The 17,275-nt window shown below is 59.2% G+C and carries 17 protein-coding genes; 14 read left to right on the top strand and 3 right to left on the bottom strand.

Going from position 1 to position 17,275, the window contains the following annotated elements; translation table 11 throughout:
• Both ACM6IN_RS14700 and ACM6IN_RS14695 read right to left on the bottom strand, forming a co-directional pair.
• On the bottom strand, positions 1 to 309 hold a 309-nt coding region (locus ACM6IN_RS14700; RefSeq protein WP_414916261.1), incomplete at its 3' end, for a DUF6124 family protein.
• 725 nt (positions 310 to 1,034) lie between these two features.
• Positions 1,035 to 1,478: a hypothetical protein gene (locus ACM6IN_RS14695; protein ID WP_414916260.1), complete on the bottom strand. Its 444-nt coding sequence runs from the start codon at positions 1,476 to 1,478 to the stop codon at positions 1,035 to 1,037.
• 315 nt (positions 1,479 to 1,793) lie between these two features.
• Between ACM6IN_RS14695 and ACM6IN_RS14690 the strand changes: the two genes are divergently transcribed.
• Both ACM6IN_RS14690 and ACM6IN_RS14685 read left to right on the top strand, forming a co-directional pair.
• Positions 1,794 to 2,084 carry a hypothetical protein gene (locus tag ACM6IN_RS14690; protein WP_414916259.1) on the top strand — a complete coding sequence of 97 codons (291 nt, stop codon included), beginning with the start codon at positions 1,794 to 1,796 and terminating at the stop codon, positions 2,082 to 2,084.
• Positions 2,085 to 2,101: 17 nt separating this feature from the next.
• A complete protein-coding gene (locus ACM6IN_RS14685) occupies positions 2,102 to 2,542 on the top strand; it encodes a transposase (RefSeq protein WP_414916258.1) in 441 nt (146 codons plus the stop codon).
• A 115-nt stretch (positions 2,543 to 2,657) separates the two neighbouring features.
• Here the strand turns inward: ACM6IN_RS14685 and ACM6IN_RS14680 are convergent, their stop codons facing one another.
• Complete coding sequence (locus tag ACM6IN_RS14680; protein WP_095114140.1) at positions 2,658 to 3,017, bottom strand: DUF6124 family protein; 360 nt, start codon at positions 3,015 to 3,017, stop codon at positions 2,658 to 2,660.
• A 631-nt stretch (positions 3,018 to 3,648) separates the two neighbouring features.
• On the opposite strand from ACM6IN_RS14680, the gene flhA reads away from it, so the two are divergent.
• The 12 genes from flhA (at position 3,649) to ACM6IN_RS14620 (ending at position 17,230) form a co-directional block, all read left to right on the top strand.
• On the top strand, positions 3,649 to 5,778 hold the full coding sequence (gene flhA, locus ACM6IN_RS14675; RefSeq protein ID WP_007920014.1) for a flagellar biosynthesis protein FlhA: 2,130 nt from the start codon (positions 3,649 to 3,651) through the stop codon (positions 5,776 to 5,778).
• Positions 5,779 to 5,789: 11 nt separating this feature from the next.
• Positions 5,790 to 7,130: a flagellar biosynthesis protein FlhF gene (flhF, locus tag ACM6IN_RS14670; RefSeq protein ID WP_007920012.1), complete on the top strand. Its 1,341-nt coding sequence runs from the start codon at positions 5,790 to 5,792 to the stop codon at positions 7,128 to 7,130.
• Positions 7,131 to 7,246: 116 nt separating this feature from the next.
• A complete protein-coding gene (gene fleN, locus ACM6IN_RS14665) occupies positions 7,247 to 8,077 on the top strand; it encodes a flagellar synthesis regulator FleN (RefSeq protein ID WP_003222917.1) in 831 nt (276 codons plus the stop codon).
• Positions 8,074 to 8,814, top strand: a complete 741-nt coding sequence (fliA, locus tag ACM6IN_RS14660; RefSeq protein WP_007920004.1) for an RNA polymerase sigma factor FliA — start codon at positions 8,074 to 8,076, stop codon at positions 8,812 to 8,814. Before fleN ends, fliA begins: the two co-directional genes overlap by 4 nt.
• 166 nt (positions 8,815 to 8,980) lie before the next feature.
• Complete coding sequence (locus ACM6IN_RS14655; protein ID WP_161986607.1) at positions 8,981 to 9,352, top strand: chemotaxis response regulator CheY; 372 nt, start codon at positions 8,981 to 8,983, stop codon at positions 9,350 to 9,352.
• 18 nt (positions 9,353 to 9,370) lie between these two features.
• A complete protein-coding gene (locus tag ACM6IN_RS14650; protein WP_007920000.1) occupies positions 9,371 to 10,159 on the top strand; it encodes a protein phosphatase CheZ in 789 nt (262 codons plus the stop codon).
• Between the two features lie 54 nt (positions 10,160 to 10,213).
• The gene (locus ACM6IN_RS14645) at positions 10,214 to 12,487 is read left to right on the top strand and encodes a chemotaxis protein CheA (RefSeq protein ID WP_007919999.1); all 2,274 of its coding nucleotides are present in this window, start codon (positions 10,214 to 10,216) and stop codon (positions 12,485 to 12,487) included.
• Positions 12,488 to 12,536: 49 nt separating this feature from the next.
• Positions 12,537 to 13,679 (top strand): protein-glutamate methylesterase/protein-glutamine glutaminase, encoded by a 1,143-nt coding sequence (locus tag ACM6IN_RS14640; RefSeq protein ID WP_414916257.1) that lies wholly within the window; start codon positions 12,537 to 12,539, stop codon positions 13,677 to 13,679.
• Positions 13,679 to 14,419: a flagellar motor protein gene (locus ACM6IN_RS14635; RefSeq protein WP_003222929.1), complete on the top strand. Its 741-nt coding sequence runs from the start codon at positions 13,679 to 13,681 to the stop codon at positions 14,417 to 14,419. The genes ACM6IN_RS14640 and ACM6IN_RS14635 overlap by 1 nt, the downstream gene beginning before the upstream one ends.
• A 12-nt stretch (positions 14,420 to 14,431) precedes the next feature.
• Positions 14,432 to 15,322, top strand: coding sequence for a flagellar motor protein MotD (gene motD / locus ACM6IN_RS14630; RefSeq protein WP_007919992.1), 891 nt, complete (start codon positions 14,432 to 14,434; stop codon positions 15,320 to 15,322).
• Positions 15,323 to 15,365: 43 nt separating this feature from the next.
• Positions 15,366 to 16,154, top strand: a complete 789-nt coding sequence (locus ACM6IN_RS14625) for a ParA family protein (protein WP_007919990.1) — start codon at positions 15,366 to 15,368, stop codon at positions 16,152 to 16,154.
• A 116-nt stretch (positions 16,155 to 16,270) separates the two neighbouring features.
• Positions 16,271 to 17,230, top strand: a complete 960-nt coding sequence (locus tag ACM6IN_RS14620; protein ID WP_095114137.1) for a CheW domain-containing protein — start codon at positions 16,271 to 16,273, stop codon at positions 17,228 to 17,230.
• Positions 17,231 to 17,275 lie beyond the last annotated feature (45 nt).

Raw genomic sequence — 17,275 nt, 5'->3', positions numbered from 1 at the left:
GAGCATGATCAGTTGCGCGATACCCAGCAGCGTCCTGCGTTGTGACGCGGGTATGAGGTGGGCGAAGTCATGAGCGATGGTTCTGGCTGAGGCGAGTGTTTCGCTGGCATCGGCCAGCAGTTCCTCGTTTTTGAAGTCCGCAGTGACGGCGTACATCCGGCGGGTTTTGCGTGGCGGTGGGGTAGAGCCGGGTGGGCAGAGGTAGTGATCGAGCGCGCGTTCGGCGGCGTCGTTGAGCTTTTTTGAATCGAGGGATTCGTAGGGGGAGGCGAGGTCGGTTTCGGGTGGGTTGGGTGTTGGTTTGATCATGGTGAGACTCCGTGGTTGATTTAGCCGCCACGGCTCATCGCTAAACAAGTAAAGGTGGCGGCTGTACGCAGGTTAGCGATCCGGGTCACAGAAACCCCGGGTAGACCCGAAGGTCTCCCACGCACAGCCACCATGACGCCAAGTGCAGATAGAAAAAGCTGCAATTGAGACTGGGGATTGAGCGTCTGTAGGGTATCGGATCGCTAAACCCGATCGCTGATTCGTCAGCGACCGCACCACAATAGAACCCGCCCCCAAGGCGCACAAGCCGGCGGATTCTGGCGTAGCTGTAGGCAATGGCGCAAGAATTTGTAGCCTGAAAGGCGTGTCTGAAGGTGTCTTTTAAACTCCAGAGTTTAAAAGACGATTTGCACTGACTTAACTGGCCCCTTCGCGAGCAAGCTCGCTCCCACATTTGCAATGCGTTTCCCTGTGGGAGCGGGCTTGCTCGCGAAAGGGCCATCCCGGTAGGCAAAAAAATCTCGGCCAAGTCTCGCTGTTTAAATCACTGCTTAAATAGATTTGTCCCCTTTTCTCGGATCCGCTCAAGGACGACTTGCCGATTCCGCCGGATCTGCGCCGCGATTCCTGACATTGCGGTGATACAACAAAAAACCGCCATCCCGATTGAACGGGCCGGCGGTTCTTTATGCCTGACCCAATGAGAGTCCGCCTCCTGGTGCGGTCATTGTGGCGAGGGAGCTTGCTCCCGTCAGGCTGCGTAGTCAGGAAGTGGCCACGATATTGTCAAAGAGCACAATCGTCCCGTTGGGTTCAATGATGGTGATGCTGTGTATGTCTGGATGTTCGAATTTCAGTTCCAACAACATGCTACCGCCCTCCTTTGCTCGCTGATCGCTCTGGCCGAGTTTTTGATTGTCTTTATTATAGAAATAGGCTTCAAACCCTTCCCCGGCATTAATGAACCAAAGGCTGATAGCCGAGGCCGGCGCTTTAAGGGTTATTTTAAGCTCTCCGCTCATGACACCTAGTACCTTGCCGCCGAAGTGCTCTTCTTCTTTAAAGTTTCTGATGACCATTACCGAATTTTCATTGGGTCGAGGGCCGAGGAAAAAGTCCATATCGGGTCGCTCGAATCCACTGTTCTGCACGAATACACAATTTTCCATATTGTTGAAATCTTCGATAATCCGATTGACCGTGCTCATGACGATTGCTCTGCTGAGTTGATGAGTGGCTACTCAAGCAGACATATGAAAACGCATCTACTGTCAGAAGTTACAGGTTTTCTCACCGTTCGTCTGAAATGCTTTTGGCCATGCATCAATGGTTAAATAAATCTGTCCCCTTTTCGGTCCGATGTCACCGGACTTATGCGTGATTCTCAGGTTTACCTTTCGTCTGAAAAGACGTCTTACCTGTCAGGTTTTACAGGTGTGGGACGCTTGCTGCTGCGGTTTGATTGCCGGGTGGCGCCGCACATCGGGTGCGCTTGCTTATGCGATGGCAAAGGAGAAAAGGAAATGGAATTGAAAGATAAAGATGACGTGGGTGCATTCGTAATGCTACAACGAAAAAATGGTAGGGGCACTATCTTTCCGGGAACGCACGATGAATACGTCAGAATAAAAGACATACTTGCCGGGAAAATTCGCTCACCTTACCCGGAACCTCCGCTTGACCCTGACGGAAGATGTTTTTTCTTTCTGATCCCTGAAAGCCAAAAGCACCAATTCAACTTCAAAGTCGGTAGGTCGGTCGTATGTGATCTGGTGAAAAAAGGTTCGATGGAAGTGACAAACCTCCGCTTTTAATTTGAAGCGCAGCGGGGTTGGCGAATCTCTATCGGGATCAGGCGGTACGCCGAGTACAGATTCGCCGAGATGATCACGAAACACCGCTGGTGCTGGTCACTAACGACTTTTCTCGCTCTGCTGAAGAAATTGCCGGGCTGTACAAACAGCGCTGGCAGATTAAGTTGTTTTTCAAGTGGATCAAGCAAAACCTAAAGCTCAAACGCTATTTTTGCCTCTCCGAAAATGCCGTTCGTCTGCAGATTTACAGCGCTCTGATCACATACCTTTTGCTGCATCTCTATCAGCGCCGATCAGGTGGCTCCGGGTCTATTTCCAGCTTCGTCATTCGGCTAGCCCATACGTTGTTCGAACGCCATCAAGTATCGAACATCTTGAACACCGAAGGCAGAAGCGAACAGAGCAGAAGGCAGCTCAAGGCTGCCTTCTGCTATGAAACAGTTTTTACCGGACACTAGTGACGCTCTGCGTGGGAATGCAGCCCGGGACGCTCCGCGTCCCTTCCGAAGCCGAGCGCGGAGCGTCCGTTGAGGCATTCCCACACAGGAGTGTGGGAACGATCATCGCGGGGCGTTACTGCGGCAACTGCAGATTATCCATCACCCGATTCACCGCCAGCTCGCCGAGCATGATCAATTGCGCGATCCCCAACAGCGTCCTGCGTTGCGACGCGGGGATGAGATGGGCGAAGTCATGGGCGATGGTTCTGGCGGAGGCGAGTGTTTCGCTGGCATCGGCCAGCAGTTCCTCGTTCTTGAAATCTGCGGTGACGGCGTACATCCGACGGGTTTTACGTGGCGGCGGGGTCGAGCCGGGTGGGCAGAGGTAGTGATCGAGGGCGCGGTCGGCGGCGTCGTGGAGCTTTTTGGAATCGAGGGATTCGTAGGGGGAGGTGGGGTCGGTTTCGGGTGGGTTGGGTGTTGGTTTGATCATGGTGAAGCTCCTAGAGTCATTGGAGCTGCCAGCGTTCGCTGCGAGACGAATGAGGGTGGCAGCTATACGCGGGTCGCAGACCGGGACTCTAGAACCGGCAGACCCGAAGGTCTCCCACGTACAGCCGCCATAAGCAAAGCGGATGTTGTGCGTCCAGAGATCGACGGGCTGCGAGACCCGATCGCTGATTCGTCAGCGACCGACCCACAATAGAACCCGACCCCAAGGCGCACAAGCCGGCGGATTCTGGCTTGGCTGTAGGCAATGGCGCAAGAATTTGTAGCCTTGAAGGCGTGTCTGGAGGTGTCTTTTAAACGCCTGAGTTTAAAAGGCGATTTGGCGGACTTCACTGGCCTCTTCGCGAGCAGGCTCGCTCCCAGAAGAGACTGCATTCCAAATGTAAGAGTGAAATGCACACCAAATGTAGGAGTGAGCCTGCTCGCGATAGCGGCGTGTCATCCAAAAAATTCGTCAACTGACACTCAGCTATCGCGAGCAGGCTCACTCCTACAGGGGGCATGTTTTCTCTCCCGATTTCATTCCCCGGCAAAAGTTGGAAAGCTTCTTGCAGTACCCGCCGTGAGCCCGCTCTGGGCGTCAAAAGTTTGCTTTAAAGGAACGGGGAAAACCGGTGGATCGCTCTCAGTTATTCAACACTGCTCGCACAAACGTTGCCGACCTCAGTCGGGGCAATCTGGGCGTGCCGTTGTTGCTGCTGGTGATGCTGGCGATGATGATGTTGCCGGTGCCGCCGTTCCTGCTCGACGTGTTTTTTACCTTCAACATCGCGCTGTCGATCGTCGTTCTGCTGGTCTGCGTGTACGCGCTGCGGCCGCTGGATTTTGCGGTGTTCCCTACGATTCTGCTGGTCGCGACGTTGCTGCGGCTGGCGTTGAACGTGGCTTCGACGCGGGTGGTCATGCTCCACGGTCAGGACGGCCACGCCGCTGCCGGTAAGGTGATTCAGGCCTTCGGTGAGGTGGTGATCGGCGGTAACTACGTGGTCGGTATCGTGGTCTTCGCGATCCTGATGATCATCAACTTCGTCGTGGTGACCAAGGGTGCCGGGCGGATTTCCGAGGTGAGCGCGCGCTTCACCCTCGATGCAATGCCCGGCAAACAAATGGCGATCGACGCCGACCTCAACGCCGGTCTGATCGACCAGAACCAGGCCAAGATGCGCCGTCAGGAAGTCGCCCAAGAGGCCGAGTTCTACGGTTCGATGGACGGTGCCAGCAAGTTCGTCCGGGGTGACGCCATCGCTGGTCTGTTGATTCTGTTCATCAACCTTATCGGCGGCATGGCCGTCGGTATCTTCCAGCACAACATGAGCTTCGGCGATGCCGGTCGGGTTTACGCCTTGCTGACCATCGGTGACGGTTTAGTGGCGCAATTGCCATCACTGTTGTTATCGACAGCGGCGGCGATCATGGTGACCCGTGCTTCCGGTTCGGAAGACATGGGCAAACAGATCAATCGCCAGATGTTCGCCTCGCCGAAAGCGTTGGCGGTGGCGGCCGGTTTGATGGCCGTGATGGGCTTGGTGCCGGGCATGCCGCACTTCTCCTTCCTGAGCATGGCTGCGCTGGCCGCTGGTGGCGCGTACCTGTTCTGGAAGAAGCAGAACGTGGCCAAGGTCGTGGCGCTGGAAGAGGTCAAGCGCCAGCAGGAACTGCTGCCGTCGCCGGCCCGCGCCATGGAAACCAAGGAGCTGGGCTGGGATGACGTGACGCCGATCGACATGATCGGTCTGGAAGTCGGCTATCGCCTGATCCCGCTGGTGGATCGCAACCAGGGTGGGCAGTTGCTGGCGCGGATCAAGGGCGTGCGCAAGAAGCTCTCGCAGGATCTGGGCTTCCTGATGCCGACCGTGCACATCCGCGACAACCTCGATCTGGCGCCGAGCGCTTATCGCCTGACCCTGATGGGCGTGATCCTCGCCGAAGCCGAGATCTACCCGGATCGCGAACTGGCGATCAACCCGGGCCAGGTCTACGGCACGCTCAACGGTATCAATGCCAAAGATCCGGCTTTCGGTCTGGAAGCGGTGTGGATCGAAATCAGCCAGCGTGCGCAGGCTCAGTCGCTCGGTTACACCGTGGTCGATGCCAGCACCGTGGTCGCCACGCACTTGAACCAGATCCTGTACAAGCACTCCAGTGAGCTGATCGGCCACGAGGAAGTGCAGCAACTCATGCAATTGCTGGCCAAAAGCTCGCCGAAACTGGCAGAAGAACTGGTGCCGGGTGTGGTTTCGCTGTCGCAACTGCTCAAAGTGCTGCAAGCGCTGTTGGCCGAACACGTGCCGGTGCGTGATATCCGCAGTATTGCTGAAGCCATCGCCAACAACGCCGCGAAGAGTCAAGATACCGCCGCGTTGGTGGCTGCGGTGCGCGTCGGCGTATCGCGCGCCATCGTCCAAAGCATTGTAGGCACTGAGTCGGAGCTGCCTGTGATCACCTTGGAACCAAGGTTGGAACAAATATTGCTCAATAGTCTGCAGAAGGCAGGACAAGGCTCGGAAGAGGGCGTTCTGCTGGAGCCAAGCATGGCCGAGAAGCTGCAGCGTTCGCTCATCGAAGCCGCGCAGCGTCAGGAAATGCAAGGTCAGCCGGTGATCCTTTTGGTCGCTGGCCCGATCCGCGCGATGCTCTCGCGCTTTGGCCGCCTCGCAGTCCCTGGACTGCATGTGCTGGCCTACCAGGAAATACCGGACAACAAGCAAGTGACCATCGTTGCGACAGTAGGGCCCAACGGCTGAGGTAGTGGTTTATGCAAGTTAAGCGTTTCTTTGCCGCCGATATGCGTCAGGCCATGAAGCTGGTTCGTGATGAGCTGGGCGCTGATGCCGCCATCATTGGCAATCGCCGCATTGCCGGCGGTGTCGAGCTGACGGCGGCACTGGATTACAAATTGTCGGCGCTGGCGCCACGGGTTCCGAACATGGAACTCGAGGACGAGCTGCGCAAGACCCAGTCGCGCATCGTCACCGCTCAGGCCGAGTTGAGCCTGCGTGGCGAAGCCGACGGCAATAGCAATCGCCAGATTTTCGCCGGCCTGCCGCTGACGGCCGGCCTGCCGCTGACCGCAGCTGAACCGCTGACCGAGCCGACCTACGCCGCTCCGGCGCGTCCAGCCCCGGCACCTGCGCAGTCTTCCGGCGGTGTTGATCCGCGCGCACTGGATTCGATGCGTTTTGAATTGAACAGCCTGCGCGAGCTGATGGAAGTCCAGCTCGGTACCCTGGCCTGGAATCAGCTGCAAGGCAGCCGTCCGGCGCAAGCCAATCTGTATCGCCGTCTGCAACGTATCGGCCTGTCCGGCCCGTTGTCGCGCGATCTGCTGGCGATGATCACCGATATCGAAGAGCCGCGTCAGGCCTGGCGCATGTTGCTCGCGCACCTGGCACGGATGATTGCCGTACCGGAAGTCGAGCCGCTGGAAGAGGGCGGTGTGATTGCCATGGTCGGCCCGGCCGGCATGGGCAAGACCACTACGCTGGCCAAGCTTGCCGCGCGTTATGTGCTGAAATACGGCGCGCAGAATGTCGCGCTGGTGAGCATGGACAGTTTCCGTATCGGCGCTCAGGAACAGCTGAAGACGCTGGGTCGCATTCTCAATGTGCCGGTGACCCACGTCGATCCGGGCCAATCGCTGGTGCAGGCGCTGGATCCACTGCTGCGCAAACGCGTGGTGTTGATCGATACTGCCGGCCTGCAAGCCAGCGATCCAGCCCTGCGCATGCAGCTCGAAAGTCTGGCCGGGCGTGGCATTCGGTCAAAAAATTATCTGGTCTTGGCAACCACCAGCCAGAAACAGGTTCTAACCGCCGCTTATCACAGTTACAAGCGTTGCGGGCTTGCCGGCTGCATCCTGACTAAACTGGATGAAACGGCCAGCCTTGGCGAAGTGTTGAGCCTGGCGATCAGTCATGAATTGCCGGTCGCGTACCTGACCGATGGCCCACGGATTCCGGATGATTTGCATCTGCCGCGTCGTCATCAACTGGTCAGCCGCGCCGTCAGCGTGCAAATGCAGGAAGAACCCAGCGAAGAAGCCATGGCTGACATGTTCGCTGATATCTATCACAGCCCGACCAAGCAGGTAGGCTGAGGTATTCATGAACAGTTTTTGTACCTACATCGATGGTCTGCCATGCATTGTTCCGGTTGTGAACGCGCAGCCAGTAATGTGGCCTCCGTCTATGCAAGACAAGGTAAAGAAATAACATGGGCAGCATGCATCCCGTACAGGTGATCGCGGTGACCGGCGGCAAAGGTGGCGTCGGCAAGACTAACGTGTCAGTGAACTTGTCGCTGGCGCTGGCAGAGCTTGGCCGTCGGGTCATGCTGCTGGACGCCGACCTCGGTCTGGCGAACGTTGACGTATTGTTGGGGCTGACCCCTAAGCGCACGCTGGCCGACGTCATCGAAGGCCGTTGCGAATTGCGCGACGTGCTGTTGCAAGGCCCCGGTGGCATTCGCATCGTGCCGGCGGCGTCCGGCACGCAGAGCATGGTCCACCTGAGCCCGGCGCAACACGCCGGCCTGATCCAGGCGTTCAGCGACATCGGCGACAATCTCGACGTATTGGTGATCGACACCGCTGCGGGTATTGGTGACTCGGTAGTCAGTTTTGTTCGCGCAGCCCAGGAAGTGTTGCTGGTGGTCTGCGACGAGCCGACTTCCATTACCGACGCCTACGCGCTGATCAAATTGCTCAACCGCGATTACGGCATGAACCGCTTCCGCGTCCTCGCCAACATGGCGCAGAGCCCGCAGGAAGGGCGCAACCTGTTCGCCAAGTTGACCAAGGTCACGGATCGCTTCCTTGACGTGGCCCTACAATATGTCGGCGCCGTGCCTTACGACGAAAGCGTGCGTAAAGCGGTGCAGAAGCAGCGTGCGGTGTACGAAGCCTTCCCGCGTTCCAAGTGCGCACTGGCGTTCAAGGCGATCGCGCAGAAGGTCGACACCTGGCCGCTGCCCGCCAACCCGCGTGGCCACCTTGAGTTTTTCGTCGAGCGCCTCGTGCAGCAAACGGCAGGGCCCGTGCTATGACCGCAAGCGGTATGAACTACTACAAGAAGTCGGCACGTGACGCGCAGTACGAACTGATCGAGCGTTACGCGCCACTGGTCAAACGCATTGCCTACCACTTGCTGGCGCGTTTGCCGGCGAGTGTGCAGGTCGAAGACCTGATCCAGGCCGGAATGATCGGTCTGCTCGAAGTCTCGACCAAATATGACGCCAGCAAAGGCGCCAGTTTTGAAACGTACGCGGGCATTCGAATCCGCGGCGCGATGCTCGACGAAGTGCGCAAAGGGGACTGGGCGCCACGCTCGGTTCACCGCAATACCCGTATGGTCAGTGACGCAATTCGCTCAATTGAAGCTAAAACCGGCCGTGACGCTAAAGATCACGAGGTTGCAGCCGAACTCCAATTGAGTCTCGACGATTACTACGGGATTTTGAATGACACCTTGGGCAGCCGCCTGTTCAGTTTCGACGACCTGCTGCAGGACGGCGAACACGAAGGGCTGCACGAGGATGGCGCGAGTGCTCATCTTGAGCCGTCGCGCGATCTGGAAGATGAACGTTTCCAGGCTGCGTTGGCGGACGCGATTGCCAATTTGCCGGAGCGTGAGCGACTGGTGTTGGCGCTGTACTACGACGAAGAGCTGAACCTCAAGGAGATCGGTGAAGTCCTTGGCGTCAGTGAATCGCGGGTCAGCCAGTTACACAGCCAGTGCGCGGCCCGTTTGCGGGGGCGTTTGGGGGAGTGGCGAGCGCGCTGAAGGCGGTGTGGGGACACTGCGAACGAGGCTGGTGCGGTGATGAACGGCACCGGTCTTGCTCTGTTGTGCTCCAGACAGTCTTCGAGTGCTAAGCCGATTGATTGAAGTGGCGCGTCCAGGTGCTGGGCGCGTTTAAGACTGCTTGGAGGTCGAATTGAACAAAGACATGAAAATCCTCATCGTTGATGACTTCTCAACGATGCGGCGGATCATCAAGAACCTGCTGCGTGATCTTGGGTTCACCAACACCGTCGAGGCTGACGATGGCGTGACTGCCATTCCAGTGCTCAACAGCGGCAGCATCGACTTTCTGGTAACGGACTGGAACATGCCGGGCATGACCGGTATCGACCTGCTGCGCCACGTGCGTGCCGATGAAAAGCTCAAGCACCTGCCAGTGCTGATGGTGACTGCAGAAGCCAAGCGCGAGCAGATCATTGAAGCCGCTCAGGCCGGTGTAAACGGCTACGTAGTCAAACCTTTCACGGCTCAGGCGTTGAAAGACAAAATCGAGAAGATTTTCGAACGCATCGGCTGATGAACGCGCGGGGGAGCTATGGAGCATAACGAATCTTCACAGGGCGATTTCGAGTCGACCCTGAAAAAACACGCGGTCGAACTGGTCGAAAGCCTTGAAAAAGGCAGGTTCGGCGACGCTGTGCAACTGATCCATGAGCTCAATCAGACCCGTGACCGTGGCCTGTACCAGGAAGTGGGCAAGCTCACACGTGAACTGCACAGTGCGATCGTCAACTTCCAGATCGACCCGAACATGCCGCAGGCCGAGGAAGTGTCGCAAATCACCGACGCCACCGAACGCCTGGGCTATGTGGTCAAGCTGACAGAGGCCGCGGCCAACCGCACCATGGATCTGGTGGAAAGCGCCACGCCGGTGGTCAATAGTCTGGCTGATGAAGCCCAGACCTTGAGCGCCGATTGGGGCCGCTTCATGCGTCGCGAGGTCGGGGCTGAAGAGTTCCGTGAACTGGCGCGCCGGGTCGACGGTTTTCTGTCACGCAGCAGCACGGACAACCGTGCGGTGTCGAGCAATCTCAACGACATCCTGCTGGCCCAGGATTACCAGGACCTGACCGGTCAGGTGATCAAGCGTGTGACCCAACTGGTCACCGAAGTCGAAAGCAATTTGCTCAAACTCGTGCTCATGGCCAGTCAGGTCGACCGCTTTGCGGGCATCGAACATGACCGCGCCGCGATGCTTGCAGAAAAAGATCCACAAAAACATCTCTCGCAGGGTGAAGGTCCGCAGATTCATGCCGATAAACGAGAAGACGTTGTGTCCGGTCAGGACGATGTGGACGATTTGTTATCCAGCCTCGGGTTCTAGAGTTTTGGAATTTTAGGTTTTTTGGGTTTTTAGACCTGTAGGAGCACCCCATTAATGAGCTTCGGCGCCGATGAAGAGATCCTTCAGGATTTCCTGGTTGAGGCCGGCGAGATTCTTGAGCAACTGTCCGAACAACTGGTCGAGCTGGAAAGCCGTCCGGATGACGCAGATCTGCTCAACGCAATTTTTCGCGGTTTCCACACTGTAAAAGGGGGCGCCGGCTTCCTTCAGCTCAATGAGCTGGTGGAGTGCTGTCACATCGCCGAAAACGTGTTCGACATCCTGCGCAAGGGTGAGCGTCGCGTTGATGCAGAACTGATGGACGTTGTCCTCGAAGCACTGGACGCGGTGAACAGCATGTTCAGCGAAGTCCGCGAGCGTGCTCCGATCACCGCCGCCACGCCGGAACTGCTGGCCGCCCTGGCGCGCCTGGCCGAACCGCAAGCGGCGGACGCAGCCCCGGCTTCGCCAGTGGCCGAGATGATCGAAGAACTGGTCGTTGAAGGCGACTCCTCGGGCGACATCACCGATAACGAATTCGAGCAACTGCTGGACTCGCTGAACGCCGTCAAGGCCGAAGCCGAAGCCCCGGCCGCTGCTGCCCCTGCGCAAACGGCCGCTGAAGCCGCGAGCGATGAAATCACCGATGCCGAGTTCGAGTCATTGCTCGATCAGTTGCACGGCAAAGGCCAGTTCGCGGTGGACGCGGTTGCGCCAGTTGCGGCAGCTGCTGCGGCACCGGCCAAGGGCGACAGCTCAGACATCACCGACGACGAATTCGAAGCACTGCTCGATCAGTTGCATGGCAAGGGCAACTTTGCCGTCGATGCGCTGGAGTCGGCGATTGCCTCGGCACCGGCGCCTGCTGCTCCAGCGGCGGCTGCTGCCGGCAGCGATCTGATCAGCGATCACGAGTTCGAATCGCTGCTCGACGAATTGCATGGCAAAGGCAAGTTCACTGACGTTGGTGCCGCGACTGCCGGCGCCGCTTCGACGGTGGCTGCGCCTGCCGCCAAGGCTGCGGCCGCTCCCGCTGCTGCGCCGAAAGCCGCGCCCAAGCCTGAGCCAAAAGCCGAAGCGCCAAAACCGGCTGCCGCTGCTGCACCGGCTCCGGCCCGTGCGCCGGCGACACCGCCACCGGAAAAACCGGCGAGCGAAGCCGAAACCACCGTGCGTGTCGACACGGCACGTCTCGACGAAATCATGAACATGGTCGGCGAGTTGGTGCTGGTGCGTAACCGTCTGGTGCGCCTGGGCCTGAACAGCGGCGATGAAGCCATGCAAAAGGCCGTGTCGAACCTCGACGTGGTCACGGCTGACTTGCAGACCGCGGTGATGAAGACGCGGATGCAGCCGATCAAGAAGGTCTTCGGGCGCTTCCCGCGTCTGGTTCGTGACCTCGCACGTCAGCTGAAGAAAGAGATCAACCTGGAACTGGTGGGTGAAGAAACCGACCTCGACAAAAACCTTGTCGAGGCCCTGGCCGACCCGCTGGTCCACTTGGTGCGCAACGCCGTCGACCACGGCATCGAGTCGCCAGAAGAACGCGAAGCGTCGGGCAAGGCCCGTGGTGGTCGCGTGGTGCTGGCAGCCGAGCAAGAGGGCGACCATATCCTGCTGTCGATTTCCGATGACGGCAAAGGCATGGACCCGAATGTCCTGCGTGCCATCGCGGTAAAACGCGGTGTGATGGACAAGGACGCGGCCGATCGCCTGAGCGATACCGAGTGCTACAACCTGATTTTCGCCCCGGGCTTCTCGACCAAGACCGAGATCTCCGACGTGTCCGGCCGTGGTGTCGGCATGGACGTGGTGAAGACCAAGATTTCCCAGCTCAACGGTTCGATCAACATCTACTCGACCAAGGGCCAGGGCTCGAAGATCGTCATCAAGGTGCCGCTGACCCTCGCGATCATGCCAACCCTGATGGTCATGCTCGGCAATCAGGCGTTTGCGTTCCCGCTGGTCAACGTCAACGAAATCTTCCACCTCGACCTGTCGACCACCAACGTTGTCGACGGCCAGGAAGTGGTGATCGTGCGGGACAAGGCGCTGCCATTGTTCTACCTCAAGCGCTGGCTGGTCAGCTCCGCCGCTCACGAAGAGCAGCGTGAAGGCCACGTGGTGATCCTTTCGGTGGGCACGCAGCGGATCGGCTTTGTCGTCGATCAACTGGTCGGTCAGGAAGAAGTGGTCATCAAGCCATTGGGCAAAATGCTGCAGGGCACTCCGGGCATGTCCGGCGCCACCATTACCGGTGACGGCCGCATCGCGCTGATTCTCGATGTTCCAAGCATGCTCAAGCGTTACGCCGCACGGCGTATTTGAATCCGGGGCGGCGGGGCGACAACGTCCCGCTGCACCTAATGGAGTGTTTATGGCAGTCAAAGTCCTGGTGGTGGACGATTCGGGTTTTTTCCGCCGCCGCGTCTCGGAAATTCTTTCAGCGGATCCGAGCATTCAGGTGGTCGGCACCGCCACCAACGGTAAAGAGGCGATCGATCAGGCGCTGGCACTCAAGCCGGACGTGATCACCATGGACTACGAGATGCCAATGATGGACGGCATCACGGCAGTGCGGCACATCATGCAGCGCTGCCCGACCCCGGTGTTGATGTTCTCCTCGCTGACGCACGAAGGCGCCCGGGTCACCCTGGATGCGCTGGACGCCGGTGCGGTGGATTTCCTGCCGAAGAATTTCGAAGACATCTCGCGTAACCCGGAGAAGGTCAAACAGTTGCTGTGCGAAAAGGTGCATAGCATCTCGCGCAGTAACCGTCGTTTCAGTGCTTACAGTGCGCCGGCTCCAGCCGCAGCACCGACGCCTGCTCCGGCGCCATCCAGCTTCAGCAGCCACAGCACCAGCGCACCGGTACGTCCGACACCCGCGCCTGTGCATGCACCTGCTCCAAGCCGTACTCCGGCCGCCAGCGCTTCGTCGCCAGCGCCGAAACGCAAAGCCTACAAACTGGTTGCCATCGGTACGTCGACTGGCGGCCCGGTGGCGCTGCAACGCGTGCTGACGCAATTGCCGGCGAATTTCCCGGCGCCGATCGTGCTGATCCAGCACATGCCGGCGGCGTTCACCAAGGCGTTTGCCGAGCGTCTCGACAAGCTCTGCCGCATCAGCGTCAAGGAAGCCGAGGATGGCGACATCCTGCGTCCGGGCCTGGCGTTGCTCGCGCCGGGTGGCAAGCAAATGATGATCGACGGCCGTGGCGCGGTGAAAATCCTCCCGGGCGACGAACGTCTGAACTACAAGCCGTGCGTGGACATCACTTTCGGTTCGGCGGCGAAATCCTACGGCGACAAAGTTCTGGCGGTGGTGTTGACCGGCATGGGCGCTGACGGCCGTGAAGGCGCACGTCTGCTCAAGCAGGGCGGCAGCGCGGTGTGGGCGCAGGACGAAGCCAGTTGCGTGATCTACGGCATGCCGATGGCCATCGTCAAAGCTGACCTCGCTGACGCGGTGTATAGCCTCGACGACATCGGCAAACACATTGTCGAGGCGTGTCTCTGATGGATGTTTTAAGCCTTATCGGGATCATCATGGCGTTCGTCGCCATCATCGGCGGTAACTACCTTGAAGGTGGTCACCTCGGTGCGCTGGCCAACGGCCCGGCGGCATTGATCGTACTGGGCGGCACCATCGGTGCCGCACTGCTGCAATCGCCGATGAGCGCGTTCAAACGCGCCATGCAGATCCTCGCCTGGATTCTGTTTCCGCCACGGGTCGATCTGGCCGGTGGCATCGATCGCGTCGTCAACTGGAGCCTCACCGCGCGCAAGGAAGGCCTGCTGGGCCTGGAAGGTGTAGCCGATGCCGAACCGGACAACTACTCGCGCAAGGGCCTGCAACTGCTGGTCGACGGCGCTGAGCCGGAAGCGATCCGCAGCATCCTCGAAGTGGATTTCTACACCCAGGAAGCCCGCGACATCGAGGCGGCGAAAGTCTTTGAAAGCATGGGCGGCTACGCGCCAACCATCGGCATCATCGGTGCGGTGATGGGCCTGATTCACGTGATGGGCAACCTCGCCGATCCGACGCAACTGGGCAGCGGCATCGCCGTGGCGTTCGTCGCGACCATTTACGGCGTGGCCAGTGCCAACCTGGTGTTGCTGCCGGTGGCGGCCAAGCTGAAGTCAATCGCGTTGCGGCAGTCGCGTTATCGCGAAATGTTGTTGGAAGGGATCCTGTCGATCGCCGAAGGTGAAAACCCTCGCTCCATTGAGTTGAAGCTGCAAGGCTTCATGGATTAAGGGAATAACCTCATGGCTCGTCGTCGCCACCAGGAAGAACACGTCAATCACGAGCGCTGGCTCGTGTCCTACGCGGATTTCATCACGCTACTGTTCGCGTTCTTCGTGGTGATGTACTCGATTTCGTCGATCAACGAAGGCAAGTACAAAGTCATTTCCGAAGCGCTGATCGGGGTCTTCACCGACTCCGACCGCTCGCTCAAACCGATCCCGATTGGTGATGAACGACCGAAGACCGTGACCCCGGCCAAGCCGCTGGTCAAGGACGCCGAACAGGTCGACGCCGGTATCGCCGGCGCCAGCGATCCACTGAAAAGCATTGCCGATGACATCAGCGCCGCCTTCGGTGACTTGATCAGCTCTAATCAGATGACCGTGCGTGGCAACGAACTGTGGGTCGAGATCGAACTCAACTCCAGCCTGTTGTTCGGCAGCGGTGACGCCATGCCAAGCGACATCGCCTTCAACATCATCGACAAGGTCGCGGCGATTCTGAAGCCGTTCGATAACCCGATCCACGTCGAAGGTTTCACCGATGATCAGCCGATCCGCACCGCGCAGTACCCGACCAACTGGGAGCTGTCTTCCGCGCGTTCAGCGAGCATCGTGCGCATGCTGGCGATGCAGGGTGTCAATCCTGGCCGCCTGGCCTCGGTCGGTTACGGTGAGTTCCAGCCGGTCGCCAATAACGCCACCGCTGAAGGCCGTGCGAAAAACCGTCGTGTGGTGCTGGTTGTGTCGCGCAATCTCGATGTGCGCCGCAGCCTCACGGGCACCGGAACCGCCAATGCGCAACCGGACGCTGCATTGAAGCGGGCTGGCACACAAACTGCACCGACCCCGGTCAAGACGCCGGGACGCGAGAGTGCCGTCAATTCTCCGTCACCCGCATTAACACGCTGAGCTATGTCTCGGTCGAGCATATCGGCCGGGAGGAACGAACCGAATGAGAGTCTGGGCAGTCGCCAATCAAAAGGGTGGTGTCGGTAAAACCACATCTTCCATCGCTTTAGCCGGATTGCTGGCCGAGGCGGGCAAGCGCGTGGTTGTGGTCGACCTCGACCCGCACGGCTCGATGACCAGCTATTTCGGCTACGACCCCGACAGCCTGGAACACAGCAACTACGACCTGTTTCTGCACAAGGGCAGCGTGCCGCAAGGCCTGCCGGGGCAGCTGCTGTTGTCGACCAGTGACGAACGTATTTCGCTGCTGCCATCGAGCACCGCGCTGGCAACCCTTGAGCGTCAGTCGCCGGGGCAGAGTGGCCTGGGTCTGGTAATCGCCAAGAGTCTGGCGCAGCTGTGGCAGGACTTCGATTACGCGGTGATCGACAGCCCGCCGTTGCTCGGCGTACTGATGGTCAACGCCCTGGCGGCGAGCCAGCAACTGGTGATCCCGGTGCAGACCGAGCATCTGGCCGTCAAAGGTCTGGAGCGCATGGTCAACACCCTGGCAATGATCAATCGTTCGCGCAAACAGGCGTTGCCGTTCAGTATCGTGCCGACCCTGTTCGATCGCCGTACGCAAGCTTCGATGCATACCTTGCGCGTGCTGCGCGACAAATTTCCCGAGGAGATCTGGCAGGGTTACATCCCGGTCGATACCCGTCTGCGCGATGCCAGTCGTGCCGGTGTCACGCCTTCGCAATTCGACGGCAAGAGCCGTGGCGTGCTGGCGTATCGCGCGCTGCTCAAGCATCTGTTGGCGCAACAACTTGTTCCGCAGGTGGCTTGAATGACGTTGAACCTTGTAGGAGCTGCCGCAGGCTGCGATCTTTTGATCTTGCTTTGTGGCGCTCCTGAAAAGATCAAAAGATCGCAGCCTGCGGCAGCTCCTACATGGGGTTGCGTATGAATCGGCCGGTCAAGTTGACGTCGAAGCCGCAATTGGCGCTGCAGTCTTATCTGGATAATTTGCTGCAGGAAATTCCTGAGGAGCTGCCGCCGGTCATTGAGGCGCAGCCTGAAGTTGTGGAAAGCAGCGAGGCGCTGGACGAGTTCCAGGCAGCGGTACTGGAAGAGCAGGCGCGTGACGCGCAGAAAGCGGCCAGGCCTGCTGCGCCGGTTGCCGCGCCTGCCGTTGCAGCGGTTGCCAAAGCGCCGGTGGCTTTGATCGAGGAAGCAGCGCCGGTTCGTGCATCGGTCTCGACGCTCGCTCCGCTGCTGCAAACCCAATTGCTGAAAACCGCGCCGGAACCGGTCGTGGTCGAACCAGCTCCGGCACCCGTCGCACCCGCACCCGTCGAGCAGACGCTGGTTCCGCCGCTGGTGGAAGTGCATCTGCCGCCGAACAACACGCCGCCACCGGTGGAAACCGACGGACGTCCGGCGTGGGCCTCGGAAGCCTTCGAATGCCTGCTGTTCGACGTCGCTGGCCTGACCCTGGCCGTGCCGCTGGTGTGCCTCGGCTCGATCTATTCGCTGGCCGGCCATGAGCTGACGCCGTTGTTCGGTCAGCCGGAATGGTTCCTCGGGATTCTGCCGAGCCAGGCCGGCAACCTGAAAGTGCTGGACACCGCGCGCTGGGTCATGCCCGATCGCTATCGCGATGACTTCCGTCAGGGCCTGCAGTACGTGATTTCGGTACAAGGTTACGAGTGGGGGCTGGCAGTGCATCAGGTCAGCCGCTCGTTGCGTCTGGACCCGAATGAAATCAAATGGAGAAGTCACCGGGGTCAGCGGCCATGGCTCGCCGGCACCGTGATTGAGCACATGTGTGCATTGCTTGACGTTTCCGCACTGGCCGAGTTGATCGCCAGCGGTGGGGCAAAGCACCTCGGCGGCCACAAGCCGCTACATAAACCGACATAGCTGCCGACATAACAATCAGGCGACGGCATTGTTGAATGCCGCCAC

It is taken from the genome of Pseudomonas sp. IT-P395 (assembly GCF_949767675.1).
Taxonomy (GTDB): Bacteria; Pseudomonadota; Gammaproteobacteria; order Pseudomonadales; family Pseudomonadaceae; genus Aquipseudomonas.
Note: the sequence above shows the minus strand (reverse complement) of the source record. Positions and strands in the feature narration are given on the sequence as shown.

Bases quoted from the DNA above. Each gene is read 5' to 3' on its own strand.
- ACM6IN_RS14695 (WP_414916260.1), bottom strand. From the start codon at position 1,478: ATGAGCACGGTCAATCGGATTATCGAAGATTTCAACAATATGGAAAAT.
- ACM6IN_RS14690 (WP_414916259.1), top strand. From the start codon at position 1,794: ATGGAATTGAAAGATAAAGATGACGTGGGTGCATTCGTAATGCTACAA.
- ACM6IN_RS14680 (WP_095114140.1), bottom strand. From the start codon at position 3,017: ATGATCAAACCAACACCCAACCCACCCGAAACCGACCCCACCTCCCCC.
- flhF (WP_007920012.1), top strand. From the start codon at position 5,790: ATGCAAGTTAAGCGTTTCTTTGCCGCCGATATGCGTCAGGCCATGAAG.
- fleN (WP_003222917.1), top strand. From the start codon at position 7,247: ATGGGCAGCATGCATCCCGTACAGGTGATCGCGGTGACCGGCGGCAAA.
- fliA (WP_007920004.1), top strand. From the start codon at position 8,074: ATGACCGCAAGCGGTATGAACTACTACAAGAAGTCGGCACGTGACGCG.
- ACM6IN_RS14655 (WP_161986607.1), top strand. From the start codon at position 8,981: ATGAAAATCCTCATCGTTGATGACTTCTCAACGATGCGGCGGATCATC.
- ACM6IN_RS14650 (WP_007920000.1), top strand. From the start codon at position 9,371: ATGGAGCATAACGAATCTTCACAGGGCGATTTCGAGTCGACCCTGAAA.
- ACM6IN_RS14645 (WP_007919999.1), top strand. From the start codon at position 10,214: ATGAGCTTCGGCGCCGATGAAGAGATCCTTCAGGATTTCCTGGTTGAG.
- ACM6IN_RS14640 (WP_414916257.1), top strand. From the start codon at position 12,537: ATGGCAGTCAAAGTCCTGGTGGTGGACGATTCGGGTTTTTTCCGCCGC.
- ACM6IN_RS14635 (WP_003222929.1), top strand. From the start codon at position 13,679: ATGGATGTTTTAAGCCTTATCGGGATCATCATGGCGTTCGTCGCCATC.
- motD (WP_007919992.1), top strand. From the start codon at position 14,432: ATGGCTCGTCGTCGCCACCAGGAAGAACACGTCAATCACGAGCGCTGG.
- ACM6IN_RS14625 (WP_007919990.1), top strand. From the start codon at position 15,366: ATGAGAGTCTGGGCAGTCGCCAATCAAAAGGGTGGTGTCGGTAAAACC.
- ACM6IN_RS14620 (WP_095114137.1), top strand. From the start codon at position 16,271: ATGAATCGGCCGGTCAAGTTGACGTCGAAGCCGCAATTGGCGCTGCAG.